Annotated in this window: 20 protein-coding genes; 6 read left to right on the top strand and 14 right to left on the bottom strand. The window is 74.7% G+C overall.

Annotation, left to right across the window (positions count from 1 at the left end):
• Positions 1–28 precede the first annotated feature (28 nt).
• The 4 genes from BFV98_RS22405 to BFV98_RS22390 all read right to left on the bottom strand — a co-directional run bounded on the left by BFV98_RS22405 (position 29) and on the right by BFV98_RS22390 (position 5,656).
• Complete coding sequence (locus BFV98_RS22405; RefSeq protein ID WP_071097713.1) at positions 29–853, bottom strand: DUF3152 domain-containing protein; 825 nt, start codon at positions 851–853, stop codon at positions 29–31.
• 78 nt (positions 854–931) lie between these two features.
• Positions 932–1,795, bottom strand: a complete 864-nt coding sequence (locus BFV98_RS22400) for a DUF3152 domain-containing protein (RefSeq protein ID WP_071097711.1) — start codon at positions 1,793–1,795, stop codon at positions 932–934.
• A gap of 5 nt (positions 1,796–1,800) precedes the next feature.
• Entirely contained in the window at positions 1,801–2,799 is a 999-nt protein-coding gene (locus BFV98_RS22395) for an alpha/beta fold hydrolase (RefSeq protein WP_071097709.1), read from the bottom strand.
• 40 nt (positions 2,800–2,839) lie between these two features.
• Positions 2,840–5,656, bottom strand: coding sequence for a hypothetical protein (locus BFV98_RS22390; protein WP_071097707.1), 2,817 nt, complete (start codon positions 5,654–5,656; stop codon positions 2,840–2,842).
• A 149-nt stretch (positions 5,657–5,805) separates the two neighbouring features.
• On the opposite strand from BFV98_RS22390, the gene BFV98_RS22385 reads away from it, so the two are divergent.
• Together BFV98_RS22385 and BFV98_RS22380 are read left to right on the top strand one after the other, a co-directional pair.
• Positions 5,806–6,444, top strand: coding sequence for a TetR/AcrR family transcriptional regulator (locus tag BFV98_RS22385; protein WP_013288691.1), 639 nt, complete (start codon positions 5,806–5,808; stop codon positions 6,442–6,444).
• Between the two features lie 65 nt (positions 6,445–6,509).
• Positions 6,510–6,737, top strand: a complete 228-nt coding sequence (locus BFV98_RS22380) for a DUF3107 domain-containing protein (protein WP_013288692.1) — start codon at positions 6,510–6,512, stop codon at positions 6,735–6,737.
• A 46-nt stretch (positions 6,738–6,783) separates the two neighbouring features.
• Here BFV98_RS22380 and BFV98_RS22375 read toward each other — a convergent pair whose 3' ends face one another.
• Positions 6,784–7,455 carry a ferritin-like fold-containing protein gene (locus BFV98_RS22375; RefSeq protein ID WP_071097705.1) on the bottom strand — a complete coding sequence of 224 codons (672 nt, stop codon included), beginning with the start codon at positions 7,453–7,455 and terminating at the stop codon, positions 6,784–6,786.
• A gap of 282 nt (positions 7,456–7,737) precedes the next feature.
• On the opposite strand from BFV98_RS22375, the gene BFV98_RS22370 reads away from it, so the two are divergent.
• Together BFV98_RS22370 and BFV98_RS22365 are read left to right on the top strand one after the other, a co-directional pair.
• Positions 7,738–9,399 carry a DEAD/DEAH box helicase gene (locus BFV98_RS22370; RefSeq protein ID WP_071097704.1) on the top strand — a complete coding sequence of 554 codons (1,662 nt, stop codon included), beginning with the start codon at positions 7,738–7,740 and terminating at the stop codon, positions 9,397–9,399.
• A gap of 191 nt (positions 9,400–9,590) precedes the next feature.
• Positions 9,591–10,739, top strand: coding sequence for an SAM-dependent methyltransferase (locus BFV98_RS22365; RefSeq protein ID WP_071097702.1), 1,149 nt, complete (start codon positions 9,591–9,593; stop codon positions 10,737–10,739).
• Positions 10,740–10,765: 26 nt separating this feature from the next.
• Here BFV98_RS22365 and BFV98_RS22360 read toward each other — a convergent pair whose 3' ends face one another.
• A complete protein-coding gene (locus BFV98_RS22360) occupies positions 10,766–11,191 on the bottom strand; it encodes a hypothetical protein (protein WP_071097700.1) in 426 nt (141 codons plus the stop codon).
• Positions 11,192–11,371: 180 nt separating this feature from the next.
• Between BFV98_RS22360 and BFV98_RS22355 the strand changes: the two genes are divergently transcribed.
• The gene (locus BFV98_RS22355; RefSeq protein ID WP_013288697.1) at positions 11,372–11,791 is read left to right on the top strand and encodes a helix-turn-helix transcriptional regulator; all 420 of its coding nucleotides are present in this window, start codon (positions 11,372–11,374) and stop codon (positions 11,789–11,791) included.
• Between the two features lie 22 nt (positions 11,792–11,813).
• Here BFV98_RS22355 and BFV98_RS22350 read toward each other — a convergent pair whose 3' ends face one another.
• The 4 genes from BFV98_RS22350 to BFV98_RS22335 form a co-directional block, all read right to left on the bottom strand.
• Entirely contained in the window at positions 11,814–12,968 is a 1,155-nt protein-coding gene (locus tag BFV98_RS22350) for a hypothetical protein (protein WP_071097698.1), read from the bottom strand.
• Positions 12,961–13,191 (bottom strand): heavy-metal-associated domain-containing protein, encoded by a 231-nt coding sequence (locus tag BFV98_RS22345; protein WP_013288699.1) that lies wholly within the window; start codon positions 13,189–13,191, stop codon positions 12,961–12,963. The genes BFV98_RS22350 and BFV98_RS22345 overlap by 8 nt, the downstream gene beginning before the upstream one ends.
• A 165-nt stretch (positions 13,192–13,356) precedes the next feature.
• The gene (locus tag BFV98_RS22340) at positions 13,357–15,474 is read right to left on the bottom strand and encodes a RecQ family ATP-dependent DNA helicase (protein ID WP_176921715.1); all 2,118 of its coding nucleotides are present in this window, start codon (positions 15,472–15,474) and stop codon (positions 13,357–13,359) included.
• Complete coding sequence (locus BFV98_RS22335; RefSeq protein ID WP_071097691.1) at positions 15,471–17,327, bottom strand: BTAD domain-containing putative transcriptional regulator; 1,857 nt, start codon at positions 17,325–17,327, stop codon at positions 15,471–15,473. Before BFV98_RS22335 ends, BFV98_RS22340 begins: the two co-directional genes overlap by 4 nt.
• Positions 17,328–17,468: 141 nt before the next feature.
• Here BFV98_RS22335 and BFV98_RS22330 point away from each other — a divergent pair, with 141 nt between their 5' ends.
• Entirely contained in the window at positions 17,469–18,293 is an 825-nt protein-coding gene (locus BFV98_RS22330; RefSeq protein WP_013288702.1) for a hypothetical protein, read from the top strand.
• A gap of 169 nt (positions 18,294–18,462) precedes the next feature.
• Here BFV98_RS22330 and BFV98_RS22325 read toward each other — a convergent pair whose 3' ends face one another.
• Genes BFV98_RS22325 through BFV98_RS22310 form a run of 4 tightly spaced genes read right to left on the bottom strand, consistent with a single transcriptional unit; the run spans position 18,463 to position 21,937 of the window.
• Entirely contained in the window at positions 18,463–19,581 is a 1,119-nt protein-coding gene (locus BFV98_RS22325) for a branched-chain amino acid ABC transporter permease (protein ID WP_071097689.1), read from the bottom strand.
• A complete protein-coding gene (locus BFV98_RS22320; RefSeq protein ID WP_013288704.1) occupies positions 19,578–20,468 on the bottom strand; it encodes a branched-chain amino acid ABC transporter permease in 891 nt (296 codons plus the stop codon). The genes BFV98_RS22325 and BFV98_RS22320 overlap by 4 nt, the downstream gene beginning before the upstream one ends.
• The gene (locus BFV98_RS22315; RefSeq protein ID WP_071097688.1) at positions 20,465–21,193 is read right to left on the bottom strand and encodes an ABC transporter ATP-binding protein; all 729 of its coding nucleotides are present in this window, start codon (positions 21,191–21,193) and stop codon (positions 20,465–20,467) included. The genes BFV98_RS22320 and BFV98_RS22315 overlap by 4 nt, the downstream gene beginning before the upstream one ends.
• Positions 21,194–21,937: an ABC transporter ATP-binding protein gene (locus BFV98_RS22310; protein WP_013288706.1), complete on the bottom strand. Its 744-nt coding sequence runs from the start codon at positions 21,935–21,937 to the stop codon at positions 21,194–21,196.
• Between the last annotated feature and the right edge of the window lie 3 nt (positions 21,938–21,940).

Below are 21,940 nucleotides of genomic sequence, written 5' to 3'. Positions count from 1 at the left end.
CGGCCCGAACTGCGGGACCGGGAATAACTCAGACGCCGTCGGTGGGCTCGCCCTCGTACCGCATTCCGCCCACGTACGGCCAGGCGTTCGGCAGGCAGCCGTCCAGCCCGTACGTCTGCTGCTGCATCACCGGGGCGGGGGCGCCGGGCTCGGGGCAGGCCTCGTGCAGCTCGCCGAACTCGTGCCCGACCTCGTGGTTGATCACGTAGGTGCGGTAGACCTCCAGCGGGGCGCCGTAGTCGGGCACCGCCGTCATCCACCGGGCCAGGTTGAGCACGACCCGGCCGGGCAGCCGGCAGGAGGTGTACCGGTCGGTGCGCAGGCCTCCCTCGGCGCACATCCGCTCGGAGGTGACGGGGGTGGCGAGGTAGACGGTGAAGTCTGCGGCGACCGCCTCGGGCACCCGCTGCACCCGCAGGTCCCCCGACGCGATCCAGCTGCGCGGGTCGCCCAGTACCGCGTCCACGGTGGCGGCGAACTCGTCGGCGTCCTGCCCCGTGTCCTGCTCGACCTCGACCCGGTAGCGGCGCAGCGGGCCCTCCTGTCCGCGTACCGGAGATCGGCCCTGGGCCACCGCGAACGTGCCGGGGCCGGCGGTGGGGTAGCCGGTCGGTGCCAGGGCCGGGACGTCGGCCTCGGCGCCGCGCGCCAGCGACGGTTCGGCGGCGAGCGACGTCCCACCGTGCCCTGGCGACGGCGCGTTCAGCCGGGTGATGCCGACCGCGCCGCCGACGGCCGCGAGCAGCATCGCCAGCAGCAGCACCGAGCGGCGGCGGCGCCGTCGCATCCGGCGCAGGGCGGGACGCTCGGACGGCGGCGCGGCAGGGGTGTCGTAAGGGGACGACGACGTCATGACCTCAGCGTGCCATGCAATTCGGGCATTTGGCTGCTTTTGCCGCCTATGCCGCGAATGTTCTTCACAAACCGGCGCTCAGAGGGCCGGCCCGGTGTACCGCTTCCCGCCCACGTAGGGCCACGGGTTCGGCCGGCAGCCCTTGAGGAAGAGCGTCTGCTGCTGCATCACCGGCGCCGCCCGGCCCGCACCCGGGCACCCCTCGTGCCGGTGCCCGAGCTGGTGCCCCACCTCGTGGTTGACCACGTAGAGCCGGTACGTGTCCAGCGGCATCCCGGCGTCGACCAGGTGCGGCGCCGAGGTCCGCCACCGGTCCAGGTTGATCACCACCTTGCCCGGCACCCGGCACGACGTGTACGGCACCCCGCCCACCCGGATGTCGATCCCGCCCGCCCCGCACAGCCGCCCGGCCGTGTCCCGGGTCGCGAGGTAGATCGTGAAGTCGTACCGGTCGTCCGCGCCGACCCGCTGCAACCGCAGCCTGCCGCCGTCGACCCAGCTACCTGGGCCGGCCAGCGCGCGCTGCACCGCCTCGCCGAAGGCGCGGACCTCCTCGCCGGAGCCGTTCTCCACCGCCACCCGGTAGCGGCGCAGCGTCCCCGAGCGGCCGAGCACGCCGCTGGTCCGGTCGTCGTACGCGAAGCTGCCCCGGCCCTTCGCCGGCCCCGGGTCGGACAGCGTCAGCACCGGCGCGGCCGGCGAGCTGGGCGTCACCGCCGGCGGCGGCGCGACGCTCGGCGTGGACGGCTCCCGCGTGGGCGCCGGAGGCTGAGCGACGAACCCGTCGGTGATCCGCGTCCCCGCGCCCGCCGACGGCAGTTGCACCGCCACGCCGACACCGACCGCGGCGGCGGCAGCGAAGGCGCAGACCACGAGCGCGGTACGCCAGTGACGAAGCGAGGAACGGGAGCGGGCGGCACGAGGACGGCGGGAGCTGGGCATCCGGCTCAGCCTGCCATGTCACGCTCCGTTCCGCTCTCCCCCATGCCGGTGGTGAGCGACTGTGTCGCCTCGGCGAGCAGGCCGAGCACCGCCCGCGCCACGGTCCGGGGCACCTCCAACTGGGCCACGTGCCCGACGCCGTCGAGCATCAGCAGCCGGCTGTCCGGGATGACCCGGGCCGCCTGCGGCGCCACCCGCACGTCGACCAGCCGATCCTGCCGCCCGCCCACCACGAGCGTGGGCGCCCGTACCGCCGCCGCCTGCCGCCAGAGCGCGCCCTCCCCCGGCAGGTACGAACGCAGGAAGCTGCTGACCAGGCCCCGGAACGTCCGCACGTACGCGGCGGCGTAGTGGGCCGCCTCGTACCGGACCCGGATCTCGTCGATCGCCTCCTGCCGGCGCTGATCGCTGATCCGGGTCAGGTCCGCCACGCACGCCTCCATCACCTGCTGCGCGGTCACCTCCGGGCTGAACTGGGCCAGCCGCCAGGCGGCCAGCCGTTCGCCCCGGGGGATCGCCAGCAACGGGAGCATCCGCCCCTGCAACGAGCGGCGGAAGTCCAGGAACGGCAGCGCGGGCGAGACCAGTGTGAGCGTGCGGACCAGGTCCGGGCGCAACGCCGCCACCCGCACCGAGATCGCGCCGCCGAGCGAGTTGCCGAACAGGTGCACCGGACCCCGGTCGCTGTGCTCGATCCAGCGGATCACCCGCTCGGCGAAGGACGGGATCGTGTAGCGCGGCCCCGGCTCGCTGCGCCCGAATCCGGGCAGGTCGATCGCCTGGCCGTCGAGCCGGTCCGCGAGCAGCCCGGCCAGGTCGGTCCAGTTCTGCGCCGACCCGCCGAGGCCGTGCACGTACAGCGCGGGCTCCGCGCCGGGACCGGTGGCCGGGGTGTCGCGGACGTGCACGAGCGTGCCGTCGAGGCGTACGTGCCGGCCGGGCCAGGGCGGCGGGACGTGGTGGGTGGGAAGGCTGTGCTCCGGCCACAGTGCGGCGCGCTTCATGCCTCCAGTCTTCCCCGCGCACGCCGTACCGCACACCGGCTCAGGAGAGCAGCGCCTCCAGCCGCCGGTTCACCGCCGCGAGCGTGGCCCGCACGACCGCCTGCCGGGGATCCCCGGCCACCAGCGCCGAACCGGCCAGCTGCTCCACCCAGCCGTCGCAGACCAGCAGCACCACCACTGTGGCGACCTCGCAGTTGCCGAACGGCACCACGGCGGCGTGCTCCACGAAGCACCGGCCCCGCTCGCCGGCCGGGACGACCCGGCCGAGCAGCTCGTCCACCGCGGCGGCCGCGGCCACCGCGCAGAGCCGCAGCACGTACCCGTCGACAGCCGGGCCGGTCGCGTGCCCCTCGGCCGTCCGGTCGCCGGCGACCAGGCGCACCTCGGTGGTGGCGTCCAGGCCGAACGTGCTCACCAGGACGTGCTCGATCACCACCCGCGGCCCCGGCACGCCGCCGGTGTCCAGCGGTCGCGACGGCGCGGTCTCCGTCGTGGTCATCTGCCCACCGGAGTACGACGTACCGAGCGTGACCGGGCTGCCGGTGGACATGCCGGTCGGCGCGGAGGCCAGCGACGTCTCGTCGACAGCGGCCCGGCCCCGGTGGGTGGCCTGCCGGCGGCGGCGCGGCGGCTCGTCGCCGTCGCCGGGCGCCTCGGCCGGGCGCGTGGCGCGGTCCGCACCGAACCGCGCGTCGCCGGAACGGTTCGCGGCCGGACGGACCACACCGGCACGCGCCGGCATCTCGTCGCCGCCCGTCTCCTCACCGTTACGGGCCTCGCCCGGCTCCGCCTGCGGGGCGCGGGCCTCGACCGGTGCCGGCTGCGTCCCGGGTGCTCGTGTCTCGCCCGCGCGCGTCTCACCGGAGCGGTCCAGCCGGGCCGACCGGCGGCGCAGCGGGGCCGGGGGCGGTACGGCGGGCGCGCCGGGCAGGTTCTGTGGGGCAGCGGCCAGACCCATCCGCTCCTGGAGCAGCCGGGCCACCATGCGGCTGACCTCGGCCGGGTCCGCGCCGTCGGCCAGGTCGAGCCGGAGGCTGTGCGCGCCGGCCGGGGTACGGCGCAACGCGGCGTCGCGTACGCCCGCCACCTCCCGGACCGCGTCGAGGATCGCGTTGACGTCGAAGCCCTCCGGCCGCTCCCGCAGTGGCGCGGGTTCGTCGTCGCGGCGCAGGTGGGTGGCGATGCGGGCGAGTTCGGGGGTCTCGGCGGACGGTTCCACTGCCGGTGGCTCCGGCACGACGGGCACGTCCGGTTCCGAGGGGACGCGCTGCGGCAGCACGGGGGACGGTTCCTCCGGTCGGGGCTCGGCGACCGCGTCGGCGGCCGGCACCGGTTCCGGTGCGGACCGGCGGGCCGCGTAGGGAGGGGCGCTCGTCGGGTGGGGCGCGGGTGCGGGGTCGAACCGTGGCGTGCCGCTCGTGGCGGGAACGCCTGAGGTCGGCGGGGCGGCGGCAGCCGCCTCGGCGGGCGGCGCCGGGGCGTATCCACCGGCCGGGGCGGCCGGGGCACCGGCTACCGGCGGCGCACCGGGCGCGGGCGGGGCACTCGTCGGCGGGGGGCCCGGGGGCGTGATCAGCGGCGCGACCGGCACCGGCGGCCCGGCCCAGGAGGGCCGCTCGTAGCCGTGCGGTGGTTCGGCGTCGCCCCGGGGCAGCCGGAACGGGCGGGTCGCCTCGGGCGCCGGCTCGGGCGCGGCCGGCGGCTCGTACCGGCGCGCCGGCTCCGGCCCGGCACCCGGCTCGTACGGCCGGGACACCTCGGACTCGGCGGGCGGCGGGTACTGCCGCACCGCATCCGGTCCCGGGGCCGGCTCGGCGCGCAGCGGCTCGTACGGCCGTACCGGCTCGGGCCGGGGTGGCTCGTAGGCGGCGGGCGGCTCGACCCGGGCCGGCTCGTACGGCCGCACCGGCTCGGGCGCCCACTCGGCCGCGCGGTCCTCGCGGGCGGTGCGGTGGGCGGCGCTGTCGTCCTCCCACTCCCGCCGCTCGGCGACGGGCTCCTCGGCGCGGCGGGCCGGCGGCTCGTCGGGCCGGGCCCACGGCGGGGCCCAGCCGTCACCCCAGCTCGGGCGGTTCCAGGACGGCCCGGACCAGTCCGGTTCGGCGGCCCTCGGGTCGTCGGCCGCCGGAGTCTCGGCCGCGGCCCGCGGCTCGGCGCCGGCCGCCCGGCCCTCGGGCGGGTGGACCTCGCCCGGTGCGTGCTCCGGCCGGCTCACGGCCGGCGGCGGGGTGACCGGCCGGTCGGCCCAGCCGTGGGACAGCGACGGGGTGGATTCGGTGTTCGGCGCGTGAAAGCCCGGCGGCACCTCGAACCCGGAGGCGGCGGCGCCGACCGGCGGGACCTGGAGCGCCGGGGGCGCGGAAGTCGGCCCGCTCTCGGCCCAGCGCGGGGCCCGGGCGGCCGGGTCGCCCGCGGCGTGCCGGGAACCGGCGGGCTCCCCCGGGTCGGTCGGCTGCTCGATCGTCGGCGCCGGGCGCGGGGCCGGTACGGCCAGCCGTTCGCCGTCGGCAGGCCGGGGCAACTCGTCCGCGGGCGGGGCACTGACCGGCGCCTGGCGGGTCACTGGCGACTCCTCCCCGGCGTGGTGCACGCCGTTGACGTGGCGGCCGTTGACGCGGCTCGGTTCCGGCGCGGAGTGGCCGGGCAGCGGGGCCGGCAGGTCGCCGTGCCGGGGCGAGGAGGCGGCCCAGCCGCCGAGGTCGCCGTAGGGCCAGCCGCCGGGCGCCGGAGCGCCGCGGGACCAGCCGTTCGGCGGGGGCGCCCAACCGCCGCCGGTACGGGCCGGGTCGTCCTGCTGGCCCGTCCCGTCGCCGTGCTCTCCCGGGGTGGCGGCTCCGGGTTGCCCTGTTTCACTCACCGCGCGCTCCTTGGTCGCCCCCGCTGAGGCTACCGTGTGGTGACAGTGGCGATAAGTTACAGCGGCGGGCCAATTCCGCGACGGGTTCACGAACCCGGACCGGTTCGGGTGATACGTGCCGGCTCGTACGCAGATACTCGGAGGATCCGATGACCGCAGTGGGGAACGGTGCACAGACCGCCGGTCGGCCCACCCGCCTGCCCCGCTCGGCGCGCCGTAAGCAGCTGCTCGCCGCCGCCCAGGAGGTGTTCGTCGCGCAGGGCTACCACGCCGCCGCGATGGACGACATCGCCGAGCGGGCCGGTGTCTCCAAGCCGGTGCTCTACCAACACTTCCCCGGGAAGATGGAGCTCTACCTCGCGCTGCTGGACACGCACTGTGACGCGATAGTGGCCAACGTGCAGGACGCGATGAGCGGCACCAACGACAACAAGGAGCGCGTCGGCGCCGCGGTGCGCGCGTACTTCGACTTCGTCGACCACGAGAGCGAGGCGTTCCGGCTGGTCTTCGAGTCGGACCTGCGCAACGACCCGGCGGTGCGGCAGCGGGTGGAGCGGGTCGAGCAGGGCTGCATCGCGGCCATCACCGACACGATCATCTCGGACACCGGGGTCAGCCGCTCGCACGCCGAACTGCTCGCCTCGGGCCTGGTCGGCGCCGCCGAGACGGCCGCCCAGTTCTGGCTCGCCGGCGGCCGTCAGGTGCCCAAGGCAGAGGCCGAGGCGCTGGTCGCGGCCCTGTCCTGGCGCGGCATCGCCAGCTTCCCGCTGCAAGGTGAGTCAGCCTGAACATCGGGCCGCCGGATCGGATAGCCTTCCCACGGTGGCTTTTTCGCCCCAGTTGAGGAGGCACAGTGGAGGTCAAGATCGGCGTGCAGTACGCGCCGCGGGAGCTGGTCCTGGAGAGCGCGCAGTCGCCGGCCGAGATCGAGCAGATCGTGACCGACGCCTTCGCCAAGAGCGAGGGCACCCTCTCCCTGACCGACGAGAAGGGCCGGCGCGTGATCGTGCCGGTCGGCAAGGTCGCCTACGTCGAGATCGCCGAGGCGTCGCCCCGCGCGGTCGGATTCACCGTTCGCTGATTCCCGCGGCACCGGCCGCCGTGGCGGGCCTCCCCGCCACGGCGGCTCAGTTGTTCAACCCGACCGACGTCATCCGCGCGGAGTGCGCCTCGGTCAGCCGGCGCAGCAGCCCCGGCACGTCCCCGCCGGTCCGCCCGATCAACGCGACGAGCGCGCCCCGGTCGGCGGCGGCCACCCGGCCCGCCTGGGAGAGCGCCTCACCGAGCAGCCGCCGCGCCCACATCGACAGCCGCCCGGCCGCCCGGGGATCGGCCTCGATCGCGGCCCGGATCTCGGCTGCGGCGAACTCGGCGTACCGGGAGTCGTGCAGCACGTCGAGCAGCAGCGTCCGGTCCGGCCCGTCCAGGCCGTCGGCGATCCCGCGCAGGAAGTCGTCGGTGATCGCGTCGCCCACGTATGCCTTCGTCACCGCCTCCGCCCAGTCCCGCGGCTCGGTCGAGTCGTGGTACGCCCGCAGCGCCTCGACGTAGGGCGCCATCGCCTCCTCCGGCGTGACGCCCCACGCGGCGAGCCGGTCGGTGAGCCACCTGTAGTGCGCGATCTCGGCGGCGGCCATCTCGCTGAGCGCGGCCCGGCGGCGCAGGTCGGGCGCGAGGCGCGCGTCGGCGGCGAGGCGGTCGAACGCGAGCAGTTCGCCGTAGGCGACGAGCCCGAACAGGTCGGTCGCGGCGGGATCGTCGGCGGCAGGGTCGGTCGCGGCGGGGTCGGGGGCGGACACGAGCGCAGGCTACCGACGTTGCGCCTGTGACTCAAGTCACAGCGAACCGCCCGGCGTGCACGGCCACCACCTGGGAATCGGGACGACTCAGGGACCGTTCAGGTACGATGAGACAGTTGCCGTGGGCACCGAATCGGTCACTTGCTGATCAACGCCGGTCCCCGACGCGCGTGCGGCCCGGTCCGGCTCGGCGAAATCGCCCCTGACCGCGTGGCCCGCGCCACACCGATCGCGCCCTGAGGACCTGAGGGGCGCACCACGAGAGGGCACCCCCAAATCCATATGAGCGAGCAGATTTCCGGCCAGCCACTGGCCCCCACCGCTCCGGTCCCCCCGGAGGCACCCACGTTCGCCGCGCTCGGTGCGCGGCAGGAAACCGTCGAGGCGCTGGCCGCCGCCGGCATCACCCGCGCCTTCGCCATCCAGGAGTACGCGCTGCCGATCGCGCTGCGCGGCGTCGACCTGATCGGGCAGGCGCCGACCGGCACCGGCAAGACGCTCGGCTTCGGCATCCCGCTGCTGGAGCGCGTGTTCGCCCCGTCCGAGGGCAGCGACGGCGTCCCGCAGGCGCTCGTCGTCGTACCCACCCGTGAGCTGGGCATCCAGGTCGCCAAGGACCTCGACGCCGCCGGCCGTACCCGGGGCGTCCGGGTGCTGCCGATCTACGGCGGCGTGGCGTACGAGCCGCAGATCGAGGCGCTCCGCAAGGGCGTCGAGATCCTAGTCGGCACCCCCGGCCGCCTGCTGGACCTGCAGAAGCAGAAGCACCTGCGGCTCGACCGGGTCCGCGCGCTCGTCCTCGACGAGGCGGACCGCATGCTCGACCTGGGCTTCCTGGACGACGTCGAGAAGATCCTGGCGATGCTGCCGGAGGACCGGCAGACCATGCTGTTCTCGGCCACCATGCCGGACCCGATCGTCGCGCTGTCCCGGCGCTTCCTGCGCCGGCCGGTGACCATCCACGCCGGGCACACGGCCGAGACCGGTCCGTCGCCGCAGACCACGCAGCTCGCGTACCGCACGCACTCGCTGAACAAGGTCGAGATCGTGGCGCGCATCCTCCAGGCCGAGGGCCGCGGGCTGACCATGATCTTCACCCGCACCAAGCGGGCCGCCGACCGGGTCGCCGAGGATCTCGACTTCCGCGGCTTCGCCGTCGCCGCCGTGCACGGTGACCTCGGCCAGGGCGCGCGTGAGCGGGCGCTGCGGGCGTTCCGGGCCGGCAAGATCGACACGTTGGTCGCCACCGACGTGGCGGCCCGGGGCATCGACGTCACGGGCGTCACGCACGTGATCAACTACGACTGCCCGGAGGACCAGGACACCTACACCCACCGCATCGGCCGTACCGGCCGGGCCGGGGCCACGGGTGTCGCTGTGACGTTCGTCGACTGGGACGACATGCCCCGCTGGCGGATCATCGACAAGACGCTCGGGCTGGACATGCCCGAGCCGCCGGAGACGTACCACACCTCCGCGCACCTCTACACGGACCTGGCCATCCCGACGGACGTCAGCGGCACGCTGCCGACCGCCGAGCGCACCCGCGCCGGCCTGTCCGCCGAGGTCGAGGAAGACCTGGGCGGTGGCGGCCGGTCGCGTCGGGGCGCACGGCGCGGCGACAGCCGGGGCCGCGAGCGCGGCGACCGCGACCGCGGTCGTGGCCGGGGCGGCGAGGGCGGTTCGTCCGCCGGTTCGCCCGCCGCGCAGGCCGACGCCGGGGACGACGAGACCCCGCGTACGCCGCGTCGTCGGCGTCGCCGCCGGGCCGGCGAGACGGTGGCCGGTGAGCCGACCGCGGTGATCGGCACCGAGGGCGCGGCCGAGACCGCCGCCGCACCGCAGCAGGCCGCGGAGGGTGAGGCGGCGAGCAAGCCGCGTCGCCGTCGCCGTCGCCGCAGCGGCAGCACCGGCGCGCCCGCCGAGGCCACCACCGCCGACTGACGAACACCAACGGACACGGCCTCCCGGACCCCGGTCCCGGAGGCCGTCCCCATCCCCGGGCCCTCTCGCTCACTCGCCGACTGCGACGATCATGAAGTTGACGGCGCGACACGCCGTCCTCACGGCCGCCAACTTCATGATCGCGAGGGCGAGGGCGAGGGCGAGGGCGGGAAGCAGGAAGGTAGGTACTGATGCCGGAAGCGTTGGACTCGGCGCTGGCCGAGGTGCGGGCGCTGCTGCTCGCGCCGGGGCTGACCCGCGCGGTCGCCGCCGGGCGCCGTCGTGGGCAGCGTCCCTCGGTGGTACGCGCGGAGCTGCGCCCGGTCACGCTGAAGGCCGGTCCGCGGTTGCAGATCGCCGTCTCCGACGGATCACGTCCGCACACCCGCAACGTGGCACCGGGTACGGAGGCCGGCGCGGCTGTCGACGAACTGCTCGCCGAGCCGTTCGGCAACTGGCACGTCGAGACCGCCGACGCCACGCTCCAACTCCGGGTCACCAAGTCCGGCGAGGCGCAGGTGCACCGCGCGGCGGCCAGCCGTCCGGCCCCGGAGCCGGGCGGGCACGACCGGGCGAAGGAGTGGCTGCTCGACCCCGGTGATCCCCTGTTCCGGGAGATCGGCGGCTCGGCGGCCAAGCGCCGCCAGGTCGACGCGTTCCTGCGCGCGCTCGCGGCCACGCTGCCCGACGACCTCACCGGCCCGCTGCGGGTGGTGGACCTGGGCTGCGGCAACGCGTACCTGACCTTCGCCGCCTACCGCTACCTGGTCCAGCGCGGCCTGGACGTGACGCTCGTCGGGGTGGACGTGCGCGAGGACCAGCGCCGCCGCAACACCGAGCTGGCCGAGCGGCTGGGCTGGGCCGACCGGGTGGGCTTCGTGGCCGGCACCATCGCCGACGCGGCCGTCGACCCGGCGCCCGACCTGGTGCTGGCGCTGCACGCCTGCGACACCGCGACCGACGAGGCGCTGGCCCGGGCGGTGCGCTGGGGCGCCCGCTGGGTGCTGGCCGCGCCCTGCTGCCACCACGACCTGGCCGCCCAGCTCCGGAGCGGTCAGGCGCCCGCGCCGTACGAGCTGCTGACCCGGCAGGGCATCCTGCGGGAGCGGTTCGCCGACGTGCTCACCGACTCGCTGCGGGCCGCGCTGCTGCGGCTGCACGGCTACCGCGCCGAGGTGGTGGAGTTCGTCGACTCCCAGCACACGCCGCGCAACCTGCTGATCCGGGCACGGCGGACGGCAGGCGCGCCGACAGACGGGCAGCGCGCCGAGTATCGCGAGCTGGTCGGCCAGTGGGGTGTCACGCCCCGGCTGGAGACGCTGCTGGCCGAGGCGCGCTGAGCCGAGGCGCGCCGAGCGCGGCGGTCCTACCGCCCGCGCTCGCCCCGGTTGCGGTCGCCCCGGTCCAGCACCGACACCCGCTCACCACGGGTCGGACCTCGCTCGCCGTCGTGTGACGCGCTCCGGAACGGCACCACCTTCCCGGCATGCTCGGCGTTGCCGGCGGCGGCGAAGGCGTTCCACGAGATGTCCACGAGCAACCGCTTCACCTCGGCGTGCCGGACGGCCGCGTTGCGCTGCAACGCCATCCGCGCGCCGAGCACCACAGCGGCCAGTGTGGTGCAGATCGCGCCGGTCGCGGCGATCAGGTGTACGCCGGTCGCCTCGCCTCCGCGTACCGCCAGCACCAGCAGCCAGATCCAGAAGCCGAGCGCGAACACGGCGGCCTTGGCCACGAAGAAGAGGCTCACCGCGCCGGGGCGATGCGGTACGGGGCGGTCCGGCTCGGCCATTCTGTTCCTCCATCGACATCCAGGATTGCCTCAGCTTAGTTGACCGGCGGCAACTTTCCGTAGTCGGGCGGTCCCGCCAATGAGACCTCCGGACCGATCAGTCAGTTACTTCTCCGGCCCGGCGTACTAGGCTCGGTGCGCGAGCCGGGCCACCGGAGGAAGGGGACAGATCCACCAGGGATGGGTTCCGCAGACGTTTCGCCACAGATGGCCTTCGCGCGCTTCGTACGACGGGCCATCGACGCCGCGCGCGAGGAGCGCGGCTGGACGGTGACCGACCTCGCCACCCACACCGGCGTCGGCCGCTCCACTGTGTTCCGCTGGCTGGCCGGCGACTGGCAGGACTACCCCGAACTCGCGAAGGTCCGCGGCTTCTGCGCCGCCCTCGACCTGCCCGTGGCTGCGGCGTTCCGCGCGCTGGGCCTGCCCGACGCCGGGCCGTTGCCCCGCCGCCGGGGCGCCGAGGACGGCCCGGTGGAGGCCGACGTGCGCGTCATCCTGGATCGGCTCGCCGACCCGAACGTGCCCGCCGAGGAGAAGCACCACATCCGCGATCTGCTCCGCTACCTGGCCCGCCGCCCGGTCCGCCGGGCCGGCTGAGCGCCGGGCGGGCGACGAGGGCTCAGGCCACGGTCAGCGTGAACTCGGCGGTCCGCACCACGCCGCCGACCTGGAAGTCCAGGAACATCCGGTAGCTACCCGGCCCCGGCGCGGTCAGCCAGAACGTCACGTCGTCGCCGTCGCGCACCGGCTCCGGGTGCACGTGCAGGTAACCGAGGTCGCCCTCGCGCAGCGCCACCAGGTGCCCGTACGCCCCGAGGTACGGCTCCAGCGCCGCCGCCGCGCCGCCCGTCCCGGTGACCCGGAACCGCAGCGGCACCGACTTCCCCACCTCCGGCGTGCCCGCGTACCCGACGGTGAACCCGTCGACGGTGGCCGACGTGGCGGCGGCGGGCAGCGGCCGGGGCCGGTACGCGCCGGACGCGGTCAGGTCGGCGCCGAGCACCACGGCGACCTGGCGGCCGTCGTCGGCCACCGCGGTGAAGTCCGCGTACATCCGCCAGGGGCCCGCCTCAGGTGCCGTGATCGGCACCGACCAGGTGCCGTCGGCGGCCATCGTCGGGTGCAGGTGCCGGTAACCGCCGAGGTCACGCCGGACCATGATCACGTGCATCGGTTTGTCGTGCACGACGGCGAACCGGGTGACCGCCCGGCGCTGGTCGTCGCGGATCTGGAAGCGCAGCTCACCGGCGCGGCCCGCGACCAGCTCGGTCGACGGCACCAGCGTGTAGCCGGCCGAGGTGATCGACAGTCCGGTCGCGCCGTCGCCGCCGCCCTGGGTGACTGTTGCGCCGTCGTGCGTGTGCGCGCCGGTCCCGGGTGAGTGGGCGTGCGCGCCGCCGTCGGCGCCGCCCGTGGCGACCCCGCCGGCCGTCGTGCCGGCGGGCCGGGCCGGGTCGGCCGGCGCGTTCATCCGCCCGAGGCCGAAGCCGAGCAGGACGGCGAGCACCAGGCCGCCCACCACCAGGGCCAGCCGCAACGTCTCCCGGTCAACAGCGACGGGCCCGGCCGCCCCGGCCGAACCACTCGAACCGTCCCCGGCCAGCGCCGCGTCCCCGGGCAGAGCCGCGTCCGCAGACCGTCCCGCGCCCTCGGACGGAACAGCGTCCCCGGCCAGAGCCGCATCCCCGGGCTGCGCCGCGGGAGCGCCGGAACCGGCCTCGGAGTCGTCGGGGACGACGCCGGTGCCGGACGTGACGGACGACGACTCAGGCACCGCCGCCGACCAGCTCGTAACCCGCCTCGTCCACAGCGGCACGCACGGACTCGACGGGCAGCGGCGCCGCGCTGGTGACAGTGGCGGTGCCGCTGGTCAGATCGATCCGGACCTCGTCGACGCCGGGCAGCGCGGACAGCTCCTCGGTCACCGCCTTGACACAGTGTCCGCAGGTCATCCCGGTCACGGTGTACGTCTGGACGACGGGTCGCTGCTCGGTCATGACCCCACGGTACCGCCGCCCGGGTGCGGGCCCGACGACGGTCCGCCGACGGTGGTGACGCTCGCATTCCGCCCGGCCCGGGAACTTTTCCCGCAGCCCGGGAACTGCCGCGCCGACCGGCGGCACGCCACGCCGGGACTCCCGTCAGGCAGGCCGAGGGACGGGTCAGCCGGCCACCGCGAGCGCCAGCGGCAGCACGTCCGGCGCACCGGCCCGGCGCAGCAGCCGCGCCACCGTGCCCATCGTCCAGCCCGAGTCGACCAGGTCGTCCACCAGCAGCACCGGGCCGTCCAGCCCCGCCAGCGCACCGGCCAGCTCGTCCGGCAGGCGGAAGGCGTCGTGCAGCGCGCGTACCCGCTGGGCGCTGTTGCCGCGCGGCCCGCCGCCGCCAGGCCCGGCCGGGACGACCTGGCCGAGCAGCGGCAGCCGGCCCACGGCGGCGATCCGCTCGGCCAGCGAGCCGACCAGCAGCGGTCGCGTCCGGGAGCCGACCGCGACCACACCCGCCGGCCGCCGGGGCCACGGGTCGTCGCCGTGCGCCCATGCCTTCAGCACCTCGACCACAGCGGCCACCACGTCGTCGGGCACCGGGCCGTCCGGCGCCTCCGGCCCGACCAGCCCGCGCAGCCGCCCACCCCACCCCAGGTCGGACAGGCGGCCCACGGCCCGGCCGGGCAGCGCCTGCTCCGCCGGGGGGATGCGGCCCTTCAGGGGTACGCCGACCGACTCCAACCCGGTCGGCCAGAGCTTCTTCGGCGGGATCGGCACGCCGGGCCGCCCGAGGAACGTCTGCGCGGCGGTCAGCGCCTGGTCGGAGACAGCGGCGTCGAACAACGGGCCGGCGCAGTTGTCGCACCGCCCGCAGTCCTGCGCCCCCGTGTCGTCCAGCCCTTCCCGCAGGTAGCGCATCCGGCAGCCGGACGTCGAGGCGTACTCCCGCATGGCCCGCTGCTCGGCGGCGCGCGCGTCGGCGACGCGCCGCAACCGGGCCTCGTCGTAGACCCAGGGTTCGCCGGTGGCGAGCCAGCCGCCACGCACCCGGCGGACCGCGCCGTCCACGTCGAGCACCTTGAGCATCAGCTCCAGCCGGGCCCGGCGCAGGTCGACCACCGGTTCGAGGGCCTGGGTGGAGATCGGCCGTTCGGTGTCCAGCGCGGCGAGCACGGCGCGCACCTGCTCCTCGGGCGGGAAGGCGAGCGAGGCGAAGTACCGCCAGATCGCCGCGTCCTCCACGCCGGGCAGCAGCAGCACCTCGGCGTGCTCGACGGCCCGGCCGGCGCGGCCGACCTGCTGGTAGTAGGCGATCGGCGAGGGCGGCGCGCCCAGGTGCACGACGAAGCCCAGGTCGGGCTTGTCGAAGCCCATGCCGAGCGCGCTGGTGGCGACCAGCGCCTTGATCTTGTTGTCCAGCAGGTCCTGCTCGGCGGCCCGCCGGTCGGCGTCCTCGGCCTGCCCGGTGTAGGAGGCGACCGACCAGCCCCGGCCGCGCAGGAAGTCGGCCGTCTCGGTGGCCGCCGCGACGGTGAGCGTGTAGACGATCCCCGAGCCGGGGAGCCGGTCCAGGTGGTCGGCCAGCCAGGCCAGGCGGTGGGCCGGGCTCGGCAGATCGAGTACGCCGAGGCGCAGCGACTCGCGGTCCAGGGTGCCCCGCAGCACCAGGGCGTCACCGAGCTGCTCGGCCACGTCCTGGGTGACCCGGGCGTTGGCGGTGGCGGTGGTGGCGAGCACCGGCGTGCGCTCGGGCAGGTTGGCCAGGAACGTGCGCAGCCGCCGGTAGTCGGGCCGGAAGTCGTGCCCCCAGTCGGAGACGCAGTGCGCCTCGTCCACCACGAGCAGCCCGGTGGTGGCTGCGAGCTTCGGCAGCACGCCGTCGCGGAAGTCCGGGTTGTTCAGGCGTTCCGGGCTGATCAGCAGTACGTCGACGGCGCCGGCGTGGATCTCGGCGGTGATCTCGTCCCACTCGTCCAGGTTCGCCGAGTTGATGGTGCATGCCCGGATGCCGGCGCGGGCGGCGGACTCGACCTGGTTGCGCATCAGCGCCAGCAGCGGCGAGACGATCACGGTCGGCCCGTGCCGGTCGCCCTCGCGCAGCAGCGCGGTGGCCACGAAGTAGACGGCCGACTTGCCCCAGCCGGTGCGCTGCACGCAGAGCACCCGCCGCCGGTCGACCACGAGCGCCTCGATGGCCCGCCACTGGTCCTCGCGCAGCCGGGCGTGGTCACCCGCCAGCCGCCGCAGCACCGCCTCGGCACGCTCCCGGACGGCCATCCGATCCTGGCTCATCCGGCATTTCTACCAGGGGCCACCGACGTCACCGGCGGACCGGGCGGCGACGTGGGCGGCGGTACGGGTGTCGGTGCGGGCGGCAGGAAGATCAGCAGCTCGCGCAACGAGTCCGTCGCCGCCGCCGGCAGCAGGCACCGCGAGGCCAGCTCCTCCATCGACGTGTACGGGCCGCGCATCCGCCGGTCGACCACCACATGCTGCGCCTGCGACCGGGTCAGTCCCGGCAGCCCGCTGATCACGTGGTCCGGCACCGAGTTGACGTCCACCAGTCCGCCGTCGTCGTACGCCCGGGGTAGGTCGGGGCGGCCGATGCGCAGGTCCTCCCGCGCCGACGGGTACTGGTAGAGCAGGTAGCGGGCGTACTCCCGGCGCAGCCGGTTGCGGTCGGCGTACGGCCGGCCACGCCAGAGCCCGCGCAGCCAGGCGAGCAGCCGGCCGTTGAGCAGCACCACGTGCGGGACGCCCGAGATCCAGGTGGTCAGCCAGATCAGGATCATGGCGCCCTCGGGTCCGCTGACCTCCTCCGTCTCGCTACCGCCGACGACCACCACGAATGTCACGGCGACGGTCAGGTAGCAGACCGCGGCGAGGATGCTGCCCCAGCCCCGCCGCCAGATCCCGTAGAGCAGCACCACCAGCCAGGTGAGCATGCCGAACGAGAGCAGGGCGATGAACGCGCCGCCCACAGTCGCGACGACGCTCAACCACCCGGGCACTCCGGCCGGACGCCGGGACGGCGGCACGGCACCGAACAGCGGCGCGACCGGTGGCGCGACCCAGGCCGGCAGGCCGGTCGGCGACTCACCCGGGCCGGCCGGTGGCGGCGGGAACGGGCTGCCCGGCTGCGCCGAGACGGTGAACTGCACCGGAACGGTGAGTTGAGCCGAGACCGTGGGTTGGGCCGGAGCTGTGGGCTGGGGCGGAGCGGCGGGCTGGGGCGGCGCCGTGAGCGGAAGCGGGCTCTCGGCCGGGCTCATGGGCAGCGGCCGGGCCGGTTCCTCGGCGGGGGCCGGAGACGGCTCCGGGCCGCCGACCGCCCACCTGTCGCCGGATCCGGCCGGACGACGCGGCGCCTGCGCGAGGAGATCCGGGTCGGCGCGCAGAATGCGCCGGTGCAGATCCTGGAGCGGCTCCCCCGGCTCGATGCCGTACTCGTCCCGGAGCAGCCCGGCGTAGTCACGGTAGGCGGCCAGCGCCTCGGCCTGCCGTCCGCTGCGGTGCAACGCCAGCATGAGCTGGTGACGCAGCCGTTCCCGGACCGGGAACTCGGCGACCAGCTCGACCAGCCGGCCGACCAGCTCGCCGTGCCGGCCGTCGGCCAGCTCCAGTTCGGTACGCGTCTCCAGCGCGACCGCCCGCATCTCCACGAGGCGGTGCCGGGCCGTCTCGAAGTACGCGCCGCCGAACCCGGTGAACGGCTCCCCCTGCCACAGCTCCAGCGCGGCGCTCACCTCGGTCAGCGCCTCCGCCGTACGCCCGGCCGCCTGTGCCGCCCGCGCACGCCGCACGCCGCGCTCGAAGCGCGCCACGTCCACCGCCTCGGGCGGCACGCGCAGCAGGTAGCCCGCGTCGGTGAGGGTGAGCACCCGGGCCGGCGTACGCGGCGACCGGTCGGGTTCCAGCATCCGGCGCAGACCGGCCACGTGCTTCTGCACCACGTTGAGGCCGTTCACCGGCGCCTCGTCCGGCCAGACCGCCTCGACGATCTGCCCGGTCGGCACGGGACGGCCCGCGGCGAGCAGCAGCACGGCCAGCACGGCCCGCTGCTTGGCCGGGCCGAGATCGAGTGGTCGGCCGGCGTACCAGGCCCGCTGCGGGCCGAGGAGTTCGAAGCGCAGCGCCTCTGACATGCGAGTTTCCGCCCCCGTACCGACTGCCCCCGCCCACCGTGGCCGACGGCAGTCGGACGGCAGCATAACGGCAGCGGGAACGCCGTGACGGCTGGCGATACTTCCCCGGCAACAATCACCTGGGAAAGCGAGTCGAACACCATGACGCAGCGAATCGGTTCCGCCGCGAGCCTCCGGCGGATCGCGGCTCTCGCGACGGCCGTGCTGGCCACCACCGTCCTGTCCGCGGGGTGCGGAACCGGCGACGCCTCCGAGGGCACCGGAGCGGCGCCCAGCCCGTCGGCCGACCCGAAGGCCGCGCTGCTGGCCGCCGTGCCGGACGAGAAGGACCCGGCCTTCCGGTTCTCCACCATCGAGGGCGCGGAGAAGTTCGACGGGGTGGTCGACCCGGCGGCGCAGGGCCTCGAGTTGTCCATGTCGGAGAAGATCAAGGACCCGGAGTTCACCATGGCGATGACCTTCCGGGTGATCGAGGAGGACATCTGGGTCCGGGTCAAGCTCACCGGCATCCCCGGTCTGCACGACATCATGAAGCTGCCGAAGCGCTGGATGCTCCTGGACCGCACCAAGCTCGACGACGCCTCCGACGTGCCTGTCTACCAGAACGCCGACCCGGCCAACACGGCCGCGGTGATCCGGACCGCGGAGACGGTCGAGGACCGGGGCAACGGCACGTACGGCGGGTTCGCCGACCTGACCGCGAACGCCGACATCCGCGAGAACTTCAGCACCGTGGACGTGGACGCGCTCGGTGACGCGGCGAAGAAGGTGCCGTTCACGGCTGTGGTCGGGCCGGACGGGAACCTCACGTCGCTGACCCTGGACGTGCCGGCCGCGGGCAAGAAGAAGGCGATGAAGCTGGTCGCCAAGTACTACGACTTCGGCAAGGCGCCGAAGCTCAGCGCACCGACCGGCGCGCAGGTGCAGAAGGCGCCGGCGTCGGCGTACGAGATGCTCAACGGCTGACCACGACGGACGCGCGAGGGGCGGTGGCCACACGGGGGGCCGCCGCCCCTTCCGCGTGTCAGCGGCCGAGCACGTCGCCCCGGTCGATCATGAAGTTGGCGCGGGCCGGACACGGCGTGTCGTGCCGTCAACTTCATGATCGCCGGGGCGGGGCGGGGGTCAGCGGGGGTCAGCGGGAGCGGCGGAGGGCGGTGAGGAGGGGGGTTACGCGGGAGCGCAGGCTGGCCAGGCCGCCGGGGAAGAAGTAGACGGCCAGGATGAACACAGTGCCCAGGACGAACAGGGGCTGGCTCAGCGGGTGGCTGAGGAACGCGGGCAGGCTGTTCACCGCGTCGCTGCTGCCGAACGCGGTGAGCCGGTGGTCGAGGTACATGTAGAGGACGCCGCCCAGCACCGGCCCCCACCGCGTGCCGGGGCCGCCGAGCACCACCATGACCAGCAGCGACAGCGTCAGCTCCGACGAGGTGATGTGCGGGCTGGCGCCGCCGACGATCAGCACGTAGACCACACCGCCGGCCGACGCGAGACCGCCGGCGAGCGTGAACGCGACGAGCTTGAACCGGTACGGGTCGAGCCCCAGCACCCCGATCCGCCGCTCGTCGTCGCGCAGCCCGGCGAGCACCCGCCCGGTCGGCGAGGCGCTGACCCGGTGCACCACGAGGACCACGATGGCCAGGTACGCCAGCGCCAGCCAGTACAGGTTCACCGTGTTGGTGACGCCCACCAGCGCCGACGGCAGCCCGGAGACGTCCAGCGGCAGACCCTCCTCGCCGCCGGTGAGACCGCCGAAGTCGCGGGCCACCAGGATCGCCCCGACCTGCGCGAACGCCAGCGTCACCATGGCGAACGCGATGCCCACCGTGCGCAGGGCCACCGCACCGAGCAGCGCGGCGAGCGTCGTCCCGCCGATCACCGTCAGCACGGCGGCCTGCCACAGCGGCAGCCCGGCCTTGGTGACCAGGATGTCGGTGCCGTACACCCCGGCGGCGAAGTAGAGGGCGTGCCCGAAGGAGAGCATGCCGGTACGCCCGAACAGCAGGTCGTACCCGGCCGCGAGCCCGCCGAAGACCAGGCAGATGGCGAGCAGTTGCAGCGTGCCCGGCGAGTTCAGCGGCCCCTCGAAGATCCCCGGCAGGTGCAGTGTGGAGTACGGCAGGACCGCCGCCACCACCAGCGCCACGAGCGGCAGGTACGGGCGCAGTCCGTGCCAGCGGGCGCGGCCCGGGCTCAGCTCGTCCGGTACCGCAGCCGGGGGTGCCGGCGTCTCGGCGCTCTTGACCTCGGTCATGCGTGAGCCACCTTTCCGGCCAGGCCCTGCGGACGCAGCAGCAGCACCACGGCGAGCAGACCGACCACGCACAGGTCGCCCAGCCCGGACGTGCCGTAGTAGTTGACGAACTGTTGCAGCAGCCCCACCGCGACCGCCGCGTACGCGGACCCGACCACCGAGCCCATCCCGCCGATCACCACCACGATGAAGGCGAAGATCAGCAGCGAGCCGCCCTGCCCCGGCGAGACGGTGCCGAAGTAGACGCCGCCGAGCGCGCCCGCAAGCGCGGCGGCGGCCCCGCCGATCGCGAAGACCAGCGTGAACGCCTTGCGCACGTCGATGCCGAGCGCCGTCACCATCTCCCGGTTCTCCACGCCGGCCCGGATGATCAGGCCGTACCGGGTCCAGCGCAGGAACGCCAGCAGCGCGCCGAGCACCACAGCGGCGGCGACGATCAGCAGCAGCCCGGCGTTCGGCACCTGGGCGCCGAGCACCGAGGTGACGCCCCGGCTCCAGTCCGGACGCGGGAACGGCCGCGGGTCTGCACCCCAGGTGGCCTGGAGCAGCGCCACCCCGGCGAGCGACAGGCCGACGGTGACCAGCACCTGCTCGATGGTGCGGGAGTACAGCGGCCGGATCAGCACCAGCTCCACGAGCACCGCGACGAGCGAACCGGCCAGCACGCCGAAGACGACAGCCAGCACGAAGCCGAACCCGTCCGGCCCGGCGCCGGGCAGGTTGCCCGCCGCCCACCAGGTCGCGTACGCGCCCACGCCGAGGAACAGCCCGTGCGCGAAGTTGAGCACGTCGGCGAGGCCGAAGACGAGGGACAGGCCGGAGGCCACGAGGAAGTACAGCGCCGCCAGGCCCAGCCCGGTCAGCGTCAGCAGAACCACTGTGTTCACGAGCGCACCTCCGCCGAACCCACACCGAGCAACGACTTCGTCAGCGCGGTCTCCAGCAGCAGCTCCTGGGCGTCGCCGGTCCAGGCGACCTTCCCGGCGGAGAGCACCACCGCGTCGGTCGCCAGCCGCCGTACCACCGCCAGGTTCTGCTCGACCAGCAGCACCGGCACCGATTCCGCCACCCGTTCCAGCACCTCGGCCACCTCGGTCACCACCTTCGGCGCCAGCCCTTTCGTCGGCTCGTCGACCAGCAGCAGCCGGTTGTCGTTCAGCAGCACCCGGCCGATCGCGAGCATCTGCTGCTGCCCGCCGGACAGCGAGCCGGCCCGTTGCCGTCCGCGCCGCTCCAGCTCGGGGAAGAGCGAGAAGACCTTGTCGTACGCGGGCGTGACGCCCCGCCGTTCGGCGAGCCGCAGGTTCTCCGCGACGGTGAGCGCGGCGAAGACGCAACGGTCCTCCGGCACGTAGCCGAGGCCGTCGCGGACCAGCCGGTGGGTGGGGCGCGCGAGCAGGCTGCGCGCCCCCATGCGTACGCTGCCGCGCACCTCACCGCCGCGCGGCGTCAGCCCGACGATCGCGCGCAACGTGGTGGTCTTGCCGACGCCGTTGCGTCCGAGCAGCACCGTCACGCCGGTCGGCGCGACCTCGAACGACACCCCCTGGAGGATGTGCAGCCCGGCGATCCGCACGGACAGGTCCGCCACGGACAGGACAGGTTCGGTCATTTAGAGCGCCTCCCCCAGGTACGCCTCCTGCACGGTGGCGTTCGCCATCACCGTGTCCGGGGTGTCGCACGCCAGCAGCGCGCCGTGGTGCATCACGGCGATCCGGTCGGCCAGTTCCAGGATCACGTCCATGTGGTGTTCCACCATGAGCACCGCCCGGCCGCTGTCGCCGGTCAACGACTTGATCACGCTGACCAGCTCGGGCACGTCCTCGGCGCTCACGCCGGCCATCGGCTCGTCCAGCAGCATCACCCGGGGTTCACCGGCGAGCAGCAGCGCGATCTCCAGCTTGCGCTTCTCGCCGTGGGCCAGGGTGCCGGCGAGCGCCGTACCCCTGTGGTGCAGGCCGACCCGGTCGAGCGCCGCGTCGGCGGCGGCGGCCACCTCCCGGTCGGCCGCCGCCCGCCGCCACAGCTTCATCGAGCCACCCCGGTGTGCCTGTACGGCGAGCCGGACGTTCTCCCGCACGCTCAGCGAGCCGAAGACCGAGGACGCCTGGAAGGTACGCCCCAGTCCGAGCCGGGCACGCCGGTGCGGCGGAAGCGCGGTGATGTCCGCGCCGTCCAGCAGGACCGTGCCCTCGGTGGGCCGGCGCAGGCCGGTGATCAGGTTGAACAGGGAGGTCTTGCCTGCGCCGTTGGGCCCGATCACGCCGAGGAACTCCCCCGGCGCCAGATCGAGGTAGACGGAGTCGACGATGGCGACCTCACCGATCCGCCAGGTCAGACCGCGGGTGGCGAGCACGGG

Origin of the sequence: Micromonospora sp. WMMB235 (assembly GCF_001855515.1) — a bacterium.
Classification (GTDB): domain Bacteria; phylum Actinomycetota; class Actinomycetes; order Mycobacteriales; family Micromonosporaceae; genus Micromonospora; species Micromonospora aurantiaca.
Note: the sequence above shows the minus strand (reverse complement) of the source record. Positions and strands in the feature narration are given on the sequence as shown.